Source organism: Thalassotalea marina (assembly GCF_014656435.1).
In the GTDB taxonomy this organism is placed as follows: domain Bacteria; phylum Pseudomonadota; class Gammaproteobacteria; order Enterobacterales; family Alteromonadaceae; genus Thalassotalea_C; species Thalassotalea_C marina.
On the sequence record NZ_BNCK01000008.1, the window covers coordinates 1 to 16,398 of the forward strand.

The window sequence follows — 16,398 nt, forward strand, 5'->3', positions numbered from 1 at the left end:
GGTCGATCCCACAATAAAAATCATGTAATTTGGTATAGAATTTCATTGAGCTTTCTCCTTTTGGTTTGGTCGCCTAGAAGTTTAGCCAATGGTTAAACTTCGGGGAGAAGGTTCAATAAGTATCAAGCCAATAAAGTGACGGGACTGCTAAAAAAATAAAGTGGACACCCACCTTTAGTTGGCAAAATTTCAAAACTTAACTAGGCTTTGACCATCATTATTGTTATCGCAAGGAAGCGAGATGACTATCGCCAGAAGCCGCCAAGTGTGTTTGGCGGCTACCCCATATTATCATTGTATTTCCCGTTGTGTTCGCCGTGCTTTTTTGTGTGGTAAAGATGTTGTTACTGGTAAAAGTTATGAACACCGAAGGCAATGGGTTGAGAAGAAACTGTTTCAACTGAGTGATGTCTTTGCCATTGATGTCTGTGCTTATGCAATAATGAGTAACCACGTTCATTTGGTTCTGTTTATTGATGAAGAGACTGCAAATAATTGGTCAATGGATGAGGTGCTTAAACGCTGGCATCAACTCTTTAATGGCACGTTGCTAACACAAAAGTATTTACGTGGTGAAACGCTATTGGAGCCCATGTTATACATAGTCAAACAAACCGCTGAGCAATACCGTAAACGCTTAATGGATATCAGCTGGTTGATGCGCTTATTAAATGAATCGATTGCCAGACAAGCAAACCGAGAAGATAACTGTAAAGGTCGATTCTGGGAAGGTCGCTTTAGCTCACAAGCATTACTCGATGAAAAAGCATTAGCCGCTTGTATGGCTTACGTGGATTTAAACCCGATTAGAGCCAACATAGCTAAAACACCGGAAACCTCAAACTACACCAGTATTAAATTACGCATCAAAGCGGCTATTAAAGGCAAGCAGCCTGAAAAGTTACAACCTTTTGTGGGTAATCCGAGAAAAGATATGCCAACAGGCCTACCGTTTGCTTTAACGGACTATATTGAACTTGTTGAAAAGACAGGGCGTTGTATCAGAGAAGATAAAAAAGGTTTTATTACACAGCATCAACCCAAACTGCTCACACGGCTTAATATCAGCGCCGATAACTGGGCTATTTTAAGTCAACAATTTAGCCGCTATTTTCGAGGCGCTGTGGGTGATGTTGATAGCTTGACCGAATATTGCCATCACCAACAACGAATACGGCGCACCAATCTCGCTAATTGTGAGAAGCTATTAGCCTAAACACCAAATTAACTTAATCGAGTCTAACTATTCTTTAATTGGAAGGGAGATGTTCAGCCAAGATTTCTTAATTACTCTACAGAAACACTCAATTCATCTTTTTGATTTGTTTATAGTGATTTATTCCTGTTTTTGATAAAGGTGAATCTGGCGCATCTCAATATTAATTACGTTTAGATATTCAGTTACTTCTTGTTAATGTTATATTGGGTGTCTGCTTTAGTTTTTAATACGGCGCACCAATCTCGCTAATTGTGAGAAGCTATTAGCCTAAACACCTAATTAACCTAATCGAGTCTAACTATTCTTTAATTGGAAGGTAGATGTTCAGCCTAGATTTCTTAATTACTCTACAGAAACACTCAATTCATCTTTTTGATTTGTTTATAGTGATTCATTCCAGTTTTTGATAAAGGTGAATCTGGTGCATCTCAATATTAATTACGTTTAGATATTCAGTTACTTCTTGTTAATGTTATTTTGGGTGTCTGCTTTATTTTTTTGTCTAGTCTTCCAACTCTGCCTGCTTGTTAGCTTGTACAAGTTCAACTCTTTCAAAGTCGAACACAGATTTTTTGCCTAATACAACGAGTTATAAGCCTGTTTCTAACACTAGCTTTGAGAGTTTTGGTTGAATTGCCGTTTCAGCAGCAAGATGCGGTTATCAGTCATTTATATGATTGGCGACTTTAATTATCGCTATCGGACTCTTTTAAAGATAATCAATATCTTAAAATAAAGGCAGGCTTTGCACTTGTCATAAACATCCACTGTGTGGATACTAAGTACAGAATTGGCTAAATTGAGCCTGTTTATCAACTTCACTATGGCATATTGATGCCGAGTTGGTCGTTCATTTCATTCGTTAAATGCTTAGGGAGTTCAAATGGGTAATTGGAACAAAAATGATAACACTAAAAATAACGCAATCGCATTTGGCATTGCTATCGGGGTAGCAATAGGTTCTGGTATTGGCGTAGCTCTTGGGAATTTAGCTTTAGGTATTGGAGTAGGAATTGCTATTGGAGCTGCGATAGCTTTAGGACAAAAGAGTAAACAAGAAAAAAACAACGATGAGTAGGCTTGTAATTGGCAAAGAACATAGTCTTCAATAAAGGACTTAACACACTTGGTTTGTTTTCATCACTAAGTTTAGCCAATAGTTTTCTGACGCTTATGACTGCGTTATACCATTAGGGGAAAAATGAAGCCTAATTTAAACGGAATTAACGTTGTTTTGAGGTCAATTCAAGCCAATGATTTAGATGATTTGTTTGAAATTTATGGTGATATTCAAACAATGGAATTTGCCTCAGATCCGGTTTTTACATCAAAAGATACGATATTTCAGATGCTAGAAAGCGTTGCCCAACTAGAAAAGGCGGGTGAATCCTTTGAATGGGCAGTTGTTGAGCAAGCGACCAACAAAGTTATCGGAACTTGCGGATTACACAGTTTTAGCGCTTGTGGTCATTCTTGTGAGCTTGGGTGTTTACTAAATTCATCATATTGGCGACAAGGCTTCATGACAGAAGCGCTTGGTTTATTACTTCTTCATGCAAAAACTTTGGGCATTGTAAAATTGTATGCAGATATCGATGAAGGCAACTTTCGATCTAAAGCTTTGTTTAAAAAATTAGGCTTTAATGTTCAAAATGGTCAGTTTCAGCGCTCGCTGTGAGGTTTTGCATAACAAAGTACTCTAAAGCAATTCAGCTCGCGTGGTATTTTTATTATACATTTTGAATTAGTAACTAAGGCAGTATTCGAAAGTATTGAAAAGTGCTCGTCCTACCTTGTTAAGGTGTTATTTTTATGCGCTTGTGCTCGTCAAGTCGCCTGTAATATCTAGTTTTGCTGATGCTTTAAACCTTTTAGCTCTCACTATGTAAGCAAATTTATTGTTACAATGAGTATCATGGTTTTAACTGTTACAAAAAGTAATCAATAATTGATTTTTGCTTGTTATGTTATATTATAACATTTGTTTTGAATGATTTGATTTAACAGATATGCTCGCTGAAACTACCATTAATTACCCTTACGCCAATTTAGGCGATACTCCTCAAGCATTCACCGCTATATATCAAGAGAACTGTAATATCGGGATATGGCGGCAAAGTGTGCCACCTGCGTTAGTTGATAGCTTATCAAGTGCTGTTGTTGATTACGCTTTCCCCTCTTTAGCAACCATTGTTGAACCTGAACAAGCCAAAGATCTGATCCTTGAACGATATAGTGATATGACGGGGGTAGAAGCATTTGCAGATCATGTTGCTCTGTTAATTGACATGTACTGCTGTTTATTTGATTTAAACGCCGCTGGCTTGCGACTCAAAAAGCTAACTGGTGCCATGTGTCCTAAGTTTCATGTTGATCATGTGCCTTGTCGTTTGGTTGTTACTTATTGTGGGGTCGCGACACAATGGCTGATAGAGGACAACATTGACCGCACTAAATTAGGTATTGCTAGCGCAGGATTAACTGATGAACAGTCAGGCATTTGTTTAGATCATACAATGATTGAACAAATGCAAGCAGGCGATGTGGCGTTGCTAAAAGGGGAAAAATGGCTAAACAATGAGGGGAGAGGGTTAGTGCACCGTTCACCCAGTGCTGCCCCAGATTCGCCTCGTATTGTGATGACATTAGATTTTGCACGTTAAATTCGATCAGATCATGGTTATCACTATTTGTACAATAGGTACTTTATTATGTATTTTTCCAAGCTCTCTGTATTTTTAGACAAGTTTGCTATTTCTTTGTCTGCTTTATGTGTTATTCATTGTTTGATGGCGCCAGTGTTAATTGCGCTTATGCCTGCCTTAGCCGCGTTAGGTTTAGCGGGTGAAAACTTTCATCTGTATATGGTTTATGCGGTATTACCATCAAGTGTACTGGCAGCAGTATTAGGGTGTCGTAAACACAAGCGTTATGATGTCACCATCCCGATTTCTATAGGTTTATTTATTTTAGTGCTAACTGCCATTGTTGGTGGTGAAATATTAGGGCAGGGCATGGAAAGAGCATTGACCTTAGTGGGGGCGGTGATTATCGCTTACGGTCATCTCCTTAACTATCGATTATGTCAGCGCCAAGATTGCCATTGTTAAAACAAAAAAGGGAGAGCTTAACTAGCTTCTCCCTTTCATTTAATCAAGTTGTTGATTAAAGTGCGTTGATCATATCAAAATCAATGTTTGGTGCATCGGTTTGTTCACGAGTGAATTGAGTACCAAAGGTTGTTGGTCCGGTAAAAAATCCTGTATTTCGTAAGAAAAATTCACCATTTTCTTCACCACCTTGGTAGTCCATACGTGCTTTTTTGTCTGCAGTTGCATCATAGCTGAAACTCGCTTGGCTAATTGCTTGCCAGTCGCCGCCATCGGTACGTAACCACTGGTTACCGTAATATGCTTTACGCTCAAATTGGCCAGCACCGGTAATAAAGTTTTCAAGAAAGGCATGTGGTCTTGCAACATAAGTTGATGTTTTAGGGCGTCTGAAGCTGGCGATTAACTGCCATTTTTCTAATTCAGGTGCATAAAAATAAGCAGTATAGTCACTATGTTGGTCGATATCTGCCGGCTTTATACGCAATAAGAAACGATAGCGTGTATCAGGCTTCCAGTTATAAACTAAAAAGCTTTGGCCACCTGAACCTTCGTTACCAAACTTACCTGTATTCACATCAGCACCTTTTTTAAGTAGTTTGATGCGATCTTCTTCTGGTATTTCATTTGGGTTGTCAGTTTGGTAAGGGCTCCATACTGAAAAAAGTACACGACGTTCGGTTGGAGAGTTTACTTGGATCCCCATGTAACCTTCAGCAAAACCGTTAGCCATAAAATAAGATCCCATCGTATCTTGGCCTTGAGGTACTTCAAGCTCTGTGTAAAACCATTCATAAGCGGCGTCTGGGTTAGGCACTTGATAGTTTAAATGCACAGAAGGGCCGCGACGTCCCCAGTAAAAGTCGTCTTTTACATAATAAATATTGCCAGTGCTAGCCGTTCCACCAATGTTAACGTGTTGAATATCAGCGATAGTATCTGCTGAATGATTGATGCCGCGGATAACGATTCGCTGATATCCTGCTTCATCAATAACAAATTCATCAACATAGATAGCTTTTTGCTCAGTGTTGTTTAAGGTTATTAGTTTTGTTTTTCCTGCTACCTCAACTTCTAATGTTGAACTACCTGACGCAACTTTAGTATCAAGGCTTAAGTGAAGGTTGCCAGTATTTTCAAGGTAAACAAAAGTGATAAGTTCTTGGTCGGTATTTTTCCAACCTTGCAGGCCATTGTCGCTGATCAAGGTATTTGATGCATCAATATCGTTGGCAATCCAACTGTTACCAGCAACAGGAATTTTAATTTTGGTTAACTCAGCGGGATCTTTAGTCTCTGCTGGTTTTTCACTAGCTGTTGGTTCTGGTTTACTTGAACTAGAACCACCACACCCCACAAGTAAAGATAAAGAAAAAAGTAAACTTGCACCAATGTGGCAATGAAGCTGTTTAATCATGTATTTACTCCAAATAAAAAGGCATGCAAATTGGCATACCTTTCATGTTGATTTTGTCAGTATTTAAAAAATGGACGTCCATGTCTCCAAGGATAAAATCGAACTAAAATTTAATATCAATGCTGAAAATGACGACAGAACCTTTAACACTCAAAAGTACTTGCTTTCCATGTTCAAGAGAGACAATCACTTTTGTCAGGGGTGCCTCCGGTGCTTGAGCTATTACTTGTCTGCCAATTAACATCATTATTAAAGTTGATTATAAAATTGGACTTCCTTGTCTCCAGGGATAGAAGTCGATTAAAACTTCATGTTCACGCCCAGGTTAAACACTCGACCGTAAGTACTTAAGAAACGTACTTGCTCTCTGCGGTCAACATATGTCCAGTTACTTTCGTTAGTCATGTTGCGAATACTAAAGTTAACTGTCATGTTTTCGTTGACGTCGTAACTAGAGCTGAAATCTAACTGACCGTAGTCAACTTCCCAGCTTGCGCCACCCCATTCTTCTGGGTTGATCAGCATTTTGTTGCGCCAGTTGTACGCTATACGAGCTTGAATGCCGTCTTTTTCGTAGTATATAACTGCGTTATAAGAGTTTTTCGGCATGCGAATAAATGGAAGACCTTCTTTTTCCGGATCTTCATCTTTACTTTTCACGTAGGTATAGTTGAACTGAACACCAAAACCATCAAATGGCGCAGGAAGGATTTCAGTTAAAGCTTGTTGGTAAGCAATCTCTAAACCTTGTACGTCAGCACCATATTCGCCTGTAACATAGCTCTTCGTTCTAAAATCACGGCCATCAATCTTAGTAACACCTGTTTCGGCAAAGATAGGGTTAGTAGACTCAATATCTTTATAGAAATACGCGGTTGTTAACGCTCCGTATTCAGAGAAGTACCACTCTAATGCAGTATCAAACTGGTTAGCGCGCATTGGCTCTAATCCAGGTGATGAAGCAGAGTATTCTTGCTTTGATAGGTTTACAGAACTCCACGCAGTTAAATAACCGATGTTTGGACGTGTTAAAACTTTTGCCGCGTTAAAACGATAAACTAAATCTTCACGTAGGTTTAACTTGAAGTTAAGGCTAGGTAATACATCGGTGTAAGAATCTGTGTATGATACAGCTTCTTGGTATTGCGCTTGTTTACCTACAAATTGTAATACTTGTTCAATATTACCTTCGTCATCTTCTCTTTCTACATCTTGTAATTTTACTTTGTCGATGTTTAATGAGTAACCTGTACTTTTAACTTCAGTTTCAACAGCGCGAAGACCCAAGTTTAACGTGTAAGGTAGGTCAAAAATTTCATTTTCGATGTCAACTTCAACAAATGCTGCTGTTGTTGTTTCAGATAATGAGAATGAATCTTTTGGCTGAGGTGAACCTTTGATTTGCTCATTTGCTGCATCTTTAGAGATAGACTCATAAAAAGCGAAAAGCTTGTCGTAATCAAATCGTGCCCACGGCTCAGGGTGTTTACCCGCAACACCAGATAAGAAGTTGTCAAAGTTTGCATCTAACAATACTTCTTTTGGTAATCTGAATAGGTTTAAGCCAAACATGTCTTCTGCAGAAGATAAATCTGGGTTGTAGTGCTTGTAACTATCTGATTTGAAGTAAGCACCACCGTTAGAGAACATTGATGCGTTAGCAGAACGGAAGTTAGATCTGTCTTTAGTTTGTTTACCGTAGTGAACACCAAATCTTACCGTTGTAATGTAATCATGGTCTAATGCCCATTCACCACCAAGACGAACTTCAGTGATTTCATCTTCAACTTCTTCACCTGAGTTGTAGCTGTAGTGAGCGCCAAAAGGAGCGTCAGATGTTAACGGCTCAGACATAGTAATGTCTGGTAATAAATTGTTTGAAGATGCATCAATAGTGACATCTTTAACAAAGCCACGGGCAACAATAAAGCGGTTGTCACCACTGTTTTCGTTTTTAGTTGCCGAGTGTGAAACATCAGCTTCAAAAACTAATGCAGGAGAATAATACCAACGAGTGTTTAAACCCACTTGGAAAGCTTTTGTACGACGAGGTGTTGAAGAGTTAATTACTTCAGCCATTGCGCCATTACCTAACGTAAGCTTATTGACTAAGCCTTCATCATTAAAGCCTAAGTCGGTAACGTTAGGGATGCCAGGTGTCCATGATTCATCATAGGTAACAAAAGAAAGGGCATTTCGCGTACCGTCAGTGTCGTAAGACGAGTACAAGCTATCGAAAGCCATTTCGATTTTGTCGTTTGGCATCCACTGTAAAGCTAAGCTTGCGCCAATACGTTCACGGTTATCTTGCCAGTTATCGTAACGAACATAACCAGGAATAACAGAGCCGTACTCTTTATCGATAGTTTCGTCAAATTCGCCGTTGCCATCTACGTCTTGGCGAACTGAAATCCAGCTCTCGTTTCCTTCGTTATAGAAACCTTGGCCGTCATAGCGGTCAGTTCTTAATGTGCGTTCTGAATAAACGCCTGTGAAAAGTGCACCAAAAGTGCCATCAAAAAATGTGTCACTGATTAAAAATGATGCTTGAGGATCAAACTCTTCTACACGATCTTCGTAAATACCTTTTACTGAACCGCTTAATGTAAAGCCGTCAAAATCTAGTGGGCGTCTGGTTTTAATATTGATAACTGAACCAATACCACCTTCTTGAGTACGTGCAACAGGTGATTTATATACATCAACCCCAGATAGTAGCTCAGAAGCAATTAAGTCGTAGTTAAAGTTACGGCTGTTGTGCTCTGATGCCATACGACGACCATTGATGGTAGCAACGTTGTAATCGCCACCTAAACCACGAACAATAACGTTTTGCCCTTCACCGCCATTACGTGTGATTGTGATGCCAGTTACACGTTGAAGTGCTTCTGCAATGTTTTGATCTGGAAATTTACCAATGTCTTCAGCAACGATAGCGTCGACAACGTTAACTGAGTTTTGTTTGATAAAAAGAGATTCTTTAATACTGTTCTTTAAGCCAGTTACCTGGATTACTTCAATTTTATCTTCAGTATCTTTTTTATCTTTATTTGATGCTTGAGTATCTTGAGCTTGGGCAGCATAGCTGCACAAAACACTCGAAATGATCAAGCTTAATGTAGTTTTCTTGTGACTTTTCACAGGTTTCCCCTTTAAGCAATTGTTGTATTAATAGTTAGCTTTATATGTTTCCTGTGTATAATTTATGATTAATGAAAGGTGATTATCAAGTATGAAAGTTAATAAAAACTTTCGAAAAAACTACGAAGACTGCTATATTTATAGCTGGTTGATGAGTTAAGTGGTTGTAAATAAATGGTAAAATTAAAACGAAAGGGTGTTCGTAAAAAATGATGAATTGAAAGGTATCGAAAGTGTGTTACTATCTAAGTAACAGTTTCAAGGAGTGTGTATGAGAGCAATAGAGCGCAGGCATGAGATAGTGCAAGATACATTGGCACATGGAAAAGTTGAAGTAGATCAATTAGTAGCGCGCTACGATGTATCTGCAGTGACGATAAGAGCCGACCTAAACTATTTAGCGAAAAAAAATTTACTGGTGAGAACACGTGGTGGCGCTGTCGCGAGTCATAGAATTCAACGAGAGCTGACCATTGACGAAAAGCATAACGCGCAAACAGAAGTAAAAAGGCGGTTAGCGGCTGCAGCGAAAAGTTTAATTAACGAAGGTGATGCACTAATTTTAGATTCAGGCTCAACGACAGCTGAAATTGCCAAAACACTTGGTGACTTAGAACATCTGGTGGTGATGACCAATGGTTTAAACGTTGCACAAAACTTATTGCAGCACGACGGCATAGAAGTGTTAATGACCGGTGGCATTTTACGAAAAACATCACAATCGTTTTACGGTAGGCAAGCGGAAGACAGTATTGAACGTTATCACTTTAACAAGGTAATACTGGGCGTTGATGGCATTGATTTTAATAGTGGTTTAACAACCCACTTTGAATATGAAGCGATTCTAAATCGACTCATGTGTAACGTTGCTGGCACCGTTATCGCAGTTACTGATTCATCGAAGTTTAATCGAGCGGGCGTACATAAAATATGTGGCTTAGAGGATTTAGATGTATTGGTCACTGATGAGGGCGTGCCAGAGATGTTCGTTAAAGAAGTTGAAAAGCTTGGCGTTAAAGTCATTATCGCCTAGCTAATGAATTTTAACTAAGCGTTATTGCTACAAACTACCTTTCCAACCTATAGCAATTCGTATAAATCACCTACCAACTAGTATGAACCATCAAAAAATCAGTTAAAAAAAGGCCCACATTACGTGGGCCAAAGGTATCTACAATTTAAAAGGAAAGTAAGATTTAAGTAGATTAAGAAACGATGCCTAGAGGTTTACCTGTTTTCCAAGCACCACGTGTAAAGTCAGGAATTGTCTGACTGTTACTACGATCTGCAACTGACGCCATGCTCAGTGGGAAGATCACCGACCATGCAGCCGCGTCATAAACGTCTTGATCTAGTGGTTCATTGTTACGTAAACAGTGAACCATACGCCATAACATGATGAAGTCCATACCACCGTGACCACCATTACGTACAGCTTCTTCACCCATTCTTGTCCATAATGGATGATCAAAATGTTTGTACCATTTTTCCATGTCGTAATCCCAACTATGGAAATTCGCAAGATGAGGTTTTCTTCCTTGTTCACCATTAGCTTTCCATTTAGCTAATGCTTCTTTATATTCGTTTTCGTAAATTGCTTTGATTTTTGGTGGTGCAGTTTCAAGCGCAATACGGTTAGGGAAGCCAGCAAAAGTACCATTAGTACCTTGAATTAAGTTATGTCTGCTGTACGGGCGAGGGCTCGTTGTATCATGTTGAACCATGATAGAGCGACCTTTCACTGTTTTAATAATGCTAGTGTTCATGTCACCAGCAACATAATTTAGTGCGTTGCGTGAATGGTTTGCGTCAAACTCACGTTTCGCGTAGGCTGCGCGACCAAGTGCAGGTGAACTCATCGACGTTACATAGTCAAAACGGTCACCACGGTTAATGTTCATGTATTGTGCAACTGGGCCTAAACCATGTGTAGGGTATAGGTTACCGTTACGTTTAGTATGCCAGAATGTACGCCACGAACCCGTGCTGTGTTCAATTTCTTTCATTTGCCAACGCAGTTCATGAATATAAGCAGCTTCAGCATGTAATAGGTCACCAAATAAACCTAAACGTGCCATGTTAAGCACCATCAGCTCATCACGACCATAGTTTACGTTTTCCATCATCATGCAGTTTTTCTGCGTTCTTTCAGCTGTGTCAACTAACTGCCAACATTCTTCAACTGTTGTTGCCGCTGGTACTTCAACAAAGGCATGTTTACCACTTTCCATGGTATCAACAGCCATTGGTGTGTGCCATTTCCATGGTGTTGAAATAATAACAATGTCGATGTCATCACGAGATAACATGTCACGATATGCGTAATCAGAACCTGTGTAACGACCAGGTTTAGGTAAGCCCTTCTTTACTACGTAGTCGATTGACTTGTCTAACATTTCCGCATGTGTATCACAAATTGCTTTAATTTCCACACCTTCGATTTGACAGAAATGTTTTACGTGACCGCTACCACGTTGGCCAACCCCAATAAAACCTACACGAACAATGTCTAATTGGGTTTTCAAACCCATAACACTGCTGCCTTTAGCTTTTGGAATAAAACCTTGAGTGTTGTTACTGCTAGAAGCACAACCTGCAGCAACCGTAGCTGCAGAGACTGCTGCTGCAGACTTAAGAAACTTACGACGATCTATCGTTGACATGATATCCCCTTTTTTAATTAGTTTTGCGTTGAGCACACTATTAATCGTTGTTGTTGCACATTTATACCACCAAAAATGCAAACAAGGCAATAAAAGCTTTCGAAAACTTTCATAAAATATTTTTTGATATAGGTCTTGGTGTTGTTAAGTGTTTGAATGTTATGGTTATATTGTCATAAGTTTGGCTTTCGAATAATTTTTAGCTTGTGAAAGTAAATGAAAGTTGCTAGTGTTTATTTAAATTTTCGTAAAGCTGAACAATTAACGGCTATGAGTTCATTGGACAAGAAATGAAATATTTATTATCTAAGATTCAGGAAAATAGAGAGACAGGTCAAGGTGGTATCTACTCTGTATGTTGTGCACACCCATTAGTTATTAAGGCTGCGATGATGCAGGCCGTTAAAGATGGGCAGTCTGTGCTAATCGAATCGACAGCAAACCAAGTAAATCAATTTGGCGGTTATACAGGGATGAAGCCTATTGATTTTGTTAATTTTGTTTATGATATTGCTGATGAGCTAGATTTCCCTCGTGAACGCATTATTTTAGGTGGTGATCATCTAGGCCCTGTTTGTTGGGTAGATAAAGGTGCGGAAGAGGCGATTGAGCTTTCAAAAGATTTAATTGCAGAATATGTGAAAGCTGGTTTTAAAAAGATTCACTTAGATACAAGCATGGCATGTTTTGGTGATCCACAGGCAGTGCCAGAAGAAGAAATTGCATATCGTGCTAGTGTGTTGTGTAAAGTTGCTGAACAAACTGCGATTGAAACGTTTGGCTATTCAGATTTACTTTATGTTGTTGGCACTGAAGTACCGGTACCTGGCGGTGAAACAGAAGCAATTGAAAGCGTCGAAGTGACATCAACGGCAAGTGTCGATCTTACCCTTAAGCATCATTATGATGCGTTTAAAGCGCTAGGCTTAGAAAAAGCGATTTCTCGTATTATTGCTATTGTTGTGCAGCCTGGGGTTGAATTCGACCATACACAAGTGGTGGATTATCAGCCAGAAGAAGCTAAAGCTTTAGCTAAGCATATTGAAAAAATTGATAATATTGTATTTGAAGCGCATTCAACTGATTATCAAAAGAATGATGCATATAAGGCATTGGTTTCAGATCATTTCGCTATTTTGAAAGTTGGCCCTCAACTGACGTTTGCATTACGCGAGGGGCTTTTTGCCTTGTCCTATATCGAAGAATATTTAGTTGCACCGGAAAAGCGTTCATATTTACGCGACGTGTGCGAACAAACTATGTTGGCAGAGCCTGCAAACTGGAAAAAATATTACCAAGTACCAGCAAGCTTAGAGCCATTCTATCGCCATTATAGTTTTAGCGATCGTATTCGTTATTATTGGGCAAATGATAGAGTTAACCAAGCAGTTAAACGCATGATGCAAAACCTTTCAGAGGTTGATATTCCACTACCGTTAGTGAGTCAATTTTTGCCGGAACAATTTCAAGCCATTAGAAATGGCAAATTATCGCTTGATGCACAAGCGTTAGTTATTGATAAAATAATGCAGGTGACTTCGGTATATTCAAATGCCTGTCAAACAAACAATGCTCAAGAGAAAGCTATCGCATGACACATTATTTAACTTTTTCAGAACAAGAACTGAAGCAAAATAACGCCTATTGGACAGCAAAAGAGATTGCTCAACAACCTCAAGCCTGGCAACAAGTTTTGCACTCAGTTGAGCAACAACGTGAAGCGTTAGACAGCTTTTTAGCACCGATATTAGCGCAACCAAAACTTCGTATTATTTATACCGGTGCAGGGACTTCTGCTTATGTTGGTGATGCGGTAGCACCTGAAATCGCCAAGATTACGGGTCGTACCAGTGTTGCAATTAGCACGACTAATATCGTGAGTAACCCAGAGAACTATTTGTTAGCTGAATATCCTACCTTGGTTATTTCCTACGCTAGATCAGGTAATAGTCCTGAAAGCTTAGCGGCAGTAGAGTTAGCGGACAGCTTGGTCGATAATTGCTATCACTTGATTATCACTTGTAACCCTGAAGGGGAATTAGCGACAGGATCTAATGGCAAAGACAACCGTTATACCTTGTTAATGCCACAGCAAACGCTTGATCAAAGTTTTGCGATGACCAGCAGCTTTACCTCAATGTTAGTTGCAACTATGTGTGTGTTTTCAACTGACTCTAGTCAGTTACTTAGTGCTATTAAAACCAGTGATGTATTGTTGGAAAATCAACTTGAAGAGATTAAACAGCAGGCAGAAAATATGCCTGAGCGAGTAGTTTTCTTAGGTTCTGGTCCATTACTTGGTATAGCCAAAGAAGCGGCGCTTAAATGTTTAGAGTTAACAGCTGGCCAAGTATTTAGTTACTGTGAAAGCCCACTGGGTTTTAGACATGGACCAAAATCACTAGTTAATGGTAATACTGATATTTTTGTCATGATGTCAAATGACGAATATACACGAAAATATGACAGCGATTTGCTTAGTGAGTTGCAGCGTGATGGTATTGCCAAGTCAATTTATGTTATTGATCAATCTGCTGGCGAATTAGCGACTAAAACCGATGATATTTGGGCATCGTTACCGTATATTGTGCACTGTCAGTTGTTGTCATTTTACAAGTCACTACAATTGTCATTAACGCCTGATAACCCGTGTCCGTCAGGCGAAGTAAATCGCGTCGTTCAAGGTGTGACAATTTATCCGCACCCAAACAGCAGAGTTTAGGTTAATTTTAAGAAATTTAATGGTTTAAAATGACAATGTTGACCTACGGTTTGGATATTGGCGGGACTAAAATTGAAACCGCCATTTTTAATGAAAACTTAGAGCAAGTTGATTGCTGGCGTGTAAAAACGCCAGTGAATGATTACCAACAATTTTTATCTACAGTGATCGCACAGATTGAGGCGGCTGATGCTAAAAGTCATAGCAAAGGCAGTATTGGTATTGGCATGCCTGGATTGATTGATCATCAGGGCAAAGTGCTATCAGCCAATATTCCCTGTGCCACAGGTAAATTAATCAAACCGGATTTAGAATTAGCGCTTAAACGCAGTGTTGTCATTCACAACGACACTCGCTGTTTTGCTTTATCTGAAGCATGGCATGGCGCTGGTCAAGACTTTAGCCGCGTGTTTTGCGCTATTATCGGTACCGGCGCTGCGGGCGGTATGTGTGTTGATGGTAAGTTGCAAAAAACCCAATTGGGTGTTGCTGGCGAATATGGTCATTTACCTTTGTCAGCAGTGTTGCAGCAAAAATATAAACTGCCTGTTTTGCAATGTGGCTGTGGTTTAATGGGCTGTGTAGAGTCCTACATTTCAGGCCCTGGTATCAGCAAGTTGTATCAGCATTTTGCCAATGAACAGATCAGTGCCAAAGAATGGCATTTGCGTCTTGTGCAAGGTGAGCATTATGCGCAAGTGGTTTTATCTTGTTACCTTGATATTTTAGGTGAAGTGTTTGCCACACTGGTCAAACTAATGGAGCCCGAAGCCATAGTTTTAGGTGGCGGTTTATCTTTGGTTGATGCAATTGTCGACGGTTTACCTGAATATATTGCCAGACATATGTTCCCAGGCTTTCAATCACCTAAGGTGTTAAGAGCAAAGTATGGTGATTCAAGTGGTGTGCGCGGCGCGGCGATTTTAGGAGCTAATCATGCAATTTGCTGAGTGTTTTTCCATTCGCGCGGGTGAAATATATACCGAGCAGGGAATACTTAAAGATCACTGGTTGTTGGTAGAACAGCAAAAGATTGTTGCCATTGGCCGTGAACCACACATCGACTGGCCACAATTTGATTTTCCATCCCTGAAAATGGTGCCAGGGATGATTGATTTGCATATTCATGGACGTGATGGTTTTGACATCATGGACGGAACCGATGAAGCGATAGACGCGATTTCAGCGTCTTTGGCTAAATTTGGTGTCACTGGCTTTTTAGGTACTACCGTCACGGCTAAATGGGATGTCACCCTTGAAGCTTATCAGGCTATTGGCCGAGCAAGAGAACGAAAGTTACCTGGCGCAAAAATTCTTGGTGCATATAACGAAGGTTTGTTTTTCAGCGAGGCGCAAAAAGGAGCTCATAATGAAAAGTTCTTTTTACCATTAACGCAAGAGCGAATTGACGCCATTATTGACGCCAGTAAAGGCTCACTAAAAATGTTTGCTTTAGCACCTGAGCTTGAAGATAACATGGCGATGATCCCTTATTTAGTGGAAAAAAACGTTGTGCCTATGTTAGGCCATACCAATGCAAATCATGAACAAACGAAAGAGGCGCTGCGCTTAGGTGCTTGTGGTGGTGTTCATGTATTTAATGGCATGAAAGGTATTCATCATAGAGATCCTGGCTGTGCTGGTACCTTGTTGATGGATAAAAAGGCACTTGTGGAAGTGATTGCCGATGGTATTCATTTACATCCGCTGATTATGCAAATGGTATTACAGCTTAAAGGCGAAGAAAAAGTGGCTTTGATCAGTGATTGCATCAATGCCGGTGGCCTTGCCGATGGTCAATATCGATTAGGTGAACTTGATATTGTTGTTGAACACGGGGTTGCTCGTACACTCACCAACTCTTTGGCGGGTAGCACGTTAACGCTCAATAAAGCGGTTAAAAATATGGTAGAGCTTGCTGATGTTAGCTTTGCTCGTGCAATTAATATGGCAACTAGTTCACCAGCCAAGCACATTCAACTTCAAGAGTCTGTTGGCAGTATCGCCGTAGGTAAATTTGCTGACTTAGTGTTAATGGCTGAAGATTGTAGCGTACATGGCACTATCATTGATGGGAAACTTTGTTATCATTCGCCACAACTCAGTACTTTTATCAGCGAATAATA

The 16,398-nt window shown here is 39.8% G+C and carries 13 protein-coding genes; 10 read left to right on the top strand and 3 right to left on the bottom strand.

The genetic code is table 11. The features are described 5' to 3' along the window. The first annotated feature begins 241 nt into the window (after positions 1-241). From IE199_RS16040 to IE199_RS16060, 5 genes are all read left to right on the top strand, one after another. Complete coding sequence (locus IE199_RS16040; protein ID WP_189772590.1) at positions 242-1,216, top strand: transposase; 975 nt, start codon at positions 242-244, stop codon at positions 1,214-1,216. An 886-nt stretch (positions 1,217-2,102) separates the two neighbouring features. Beyond that, the gene (locus tag IE199_RS16045) at positions 2,103-2,297 is read left to right on the top strand and encodes a glycine zipper domain-containing protein (RefSeq protein ID WP_189772592.1); all 195 of its coding nucleotides are present in this window, start codon (positions 2,103-2,105) and stop codon (positions 2,295-2,297) included. 123 nt (positions 2,298-2,420) lie between these two features. Then, the gene (locus IE199_RS16050) at positions 2,421-2,897 is read left to right on the top strand and encodes a GNAT family N-acetyltransferase (RefSeq protein WP_189772594.1); all 477 of its coding nucleotides are present in this window, start codon (positions 2,421-2,423) and stop codon (positions 2,895-2,897) included. Between the two features lie 331 nt (positions 2,898-3,228). Then, positions 3,229-3,882, top strand: coding sequence for a DUF1826 domain-containing protein (locus IE199_RS16055; RefSeq protein WP_189772602.1), 654 nt, complete (start codon positions 3,229-3,231; stop codon positions 3,880-3,882). A gap of 48 nt (positions 3,883-3,930) precedes the next feature. Then, a complete protein-coding gene (locus tag IE199_RS16060; protein WP_189772603.1) occupies positions 3,931-4,329 on the top strand; it encodes a MerC domain-containing protein in 399 nt (132 codons plus the stop codon). A gap of 55 nt (positions 4,330-4,384) precedes the next feature. On the opposite strand, the gene IE199_RS16065 is transcribed toward IE199_RS16060, so the two are convergent. Both IE199_RS16065 and IE199_RS16070 read right to left on the bottom strand, forming a co-directional pair. Further along, positions 4,385-5,746: a DUF3472 domain-containing protein gene (locus IE199_RS16065; protein ID WP_189772604.1), complete on the bottom strand. Its 1,362-nt coding sequence runs from the start codon at positions 5,744-5,746 to the stop codon at positions 4,385-4,387. 300 nt (positions 5,747-6,046) lie between these two features. Further along, complete coding sequence (locus IE199_RS16070) at positions 6,047-8,887, bottom strand: TonB-dependent receptor (protein WP_189772605.1); 2,841 nt, start codon at positions 8,885-8,887, stop codon at positions 6,047-6,049. Between the two features lie 271 nt (positions 8,888-9,158). On the opposite strand from IE199_RS16070, the gene agaR reads away from it, so the two are divergent. Beyond that, a complete protein-coding gene (gene agaR / locus IE199_RS16075; protein WP_189772606.1) occupies positions 9,159-9,920 on the top strand; it encodes a transcriptional repressor AgaR in 762 nt (253 codons plus the stop codon). Between the two features lie 172 nt (positions 9,921-10,092). On the opposite strand, the gene IE199_RS16080 is transcribed toward agaR, so the two are convergent. After that, complete coding sequence (locus IE199_RS16080) at positions 10,093-11,550, bottom strand: Gfo/Idh/MocA family protein (protein WP_189772607.1); 1,458 nt, start codon at positions 11,548-11,550, stop codon at positions 10,093-10,095. Between the two features lie 290 nt (positions 11,551-11,840). Between IE199_RS16080 and IE199_RS16085 the strand changes: the two genes are divergently transcribed. The 4 genes from IE199_RS16085 to nagA are packed head-to-tail and all read left to right on the top strand — an operon-like array spanning position 11,841 to position 16,396. Then, on the top strand, positions 11,841-13,145 hold the full coding sequence (locus IE199_RS16085; protein WP_189772608.1) for a D-tagatose-bisphosphate aldolase, class II, non-catalytic subunit: 1,305 nt from the start codon (positions 11,841-11,843) through the stop codon (positions 13,143-13,145). Continuing rightward, positions 13,142-14,272 carry an SIS domain-containing protein gene (locus IE199_RS16090; protein ID WP_189772609.1) on the top strand — a complete coding sequence of 377 codons (1,131 nt, stop codon included), beginning with the start codon at positions 13,142-13,144 and terminating at the stop codon, positions 14,270-14,272. Before IE199_RS16085 ends, IE199_RS16090 begins: the two co-directional genes overlap by 4 nt. Positions 14,273-14,301: 29 nt before the next feature. Next, positions 14,302-15,222 (top strand): ROK family protein, encoded by a 921-nt coding sequence (locus tag IE199_RS16095; RefSeq protein WP_229854776.1) that lies wholly within the window; start codon positions 14,302-14,304, stop codon positions 15,220-15,222. Then, positions 15,209-16,396: an N-acetylglucosamine-6-phosphate deacetylase gene (nagA, locus tag IE199_RS16100; protein ID WP_189772611.1), complete on the top strand. Its 1,188-nt coding sequence runs from the start codon at positions 15,209-15,211 to the stop codon at positions 16,394-16,396. Before IE199_RS16095 ends, nagA begins: the two co-directional genes overlap by 14 nt. Positions 16,397-16,398: the final 2 nt, after the last annotated feature.

Excerpts from the sequence above, each read along its gene's own strand:
- IE199_RS16040 (WP_189772590.1), top strand. The coding sequence starts at position 242 with ATGACTATCGCCAGAAGCCGCCAAGTGTGTTTGGCGGCTACCCCATAT.
- IE199_RS16045 (WP_189772592.1), top strand. The coding sequence starts at position 2,103 with ATGGGTAATTGGAACAAAAATGATAACACTAAAAATAACGCAATCGCA.
- IE199_RS16050 (WP_189772594.1), top strand. The coding sequence starts at position 2,421 with ATGAAGCCTAATTTAAACGGAATTAACGTTGTTTTGAGGTCAATTCAA.
- IE199_RS16055 (WP_189772602.1), top strand. The coding sequence starts at position 3,229 with ATGCTCGCTGAAACTACCATTAATTACCCTTACGCCAATTTAGGCGAT.
- IE199_RS16060 (WP_189772603.1), top strand. The coding sequence starts at position 3,931 with ATGTATTTTTCCAAGCTCTCTGTATTTTTAGACAAGTTTGCTATTTCT.
- IE199_RS16065 (WP_189772604.1), bottom strand. The coding sequence starts at position 5,746 with ATGATTAAACAGCTTCATTGCCACATTGGTGCAAGTTTACTTTTTTCT.
- agaR (WP_189772606.1), top strand. The coding sequence starts at position 9,159 with ATGAGAGCAATAGAGCGCAGGCATGAGATAGTGCAAGATACATTGGCA.
- IE199_RS16080 (WP_189772607.1), bottom strand. The coding sequence starts at position 11,550 with ATGTCAACGATAGATCGTCGTAAGTTTCTTAAGTCTGCAGCAGCAGTC.
- IE199_RS16085 (WP_189772608.1), top strand. The coding sequence starts at position 11,841 with ATGAAATATTTATTATCTAAGATTCAGGAAAATAGAGAGACAGGTCAA.
- IE199_RS16090 (WP_189772609.1), top strand. The coding sequence starts at position 13,142 with ATGACACATTATTTAACTTTTTCAGAACAAGAACTGAAGCAAAATAAC.
- IE199_RS16095 (WP_229854776.1), top strand. The coding sequence starts at position 14,302 with ATGACAATGTTGACCTACGGTTTGGATATTGGCGGGACTAAAATTGAA.
- nagA (WP_189772611.1), top strand. The coding sequence starts at position 15,209 with ATGCAATTTGCTGAGTGTTTTTCCATTCGCGCGGGTGAAATATATACC.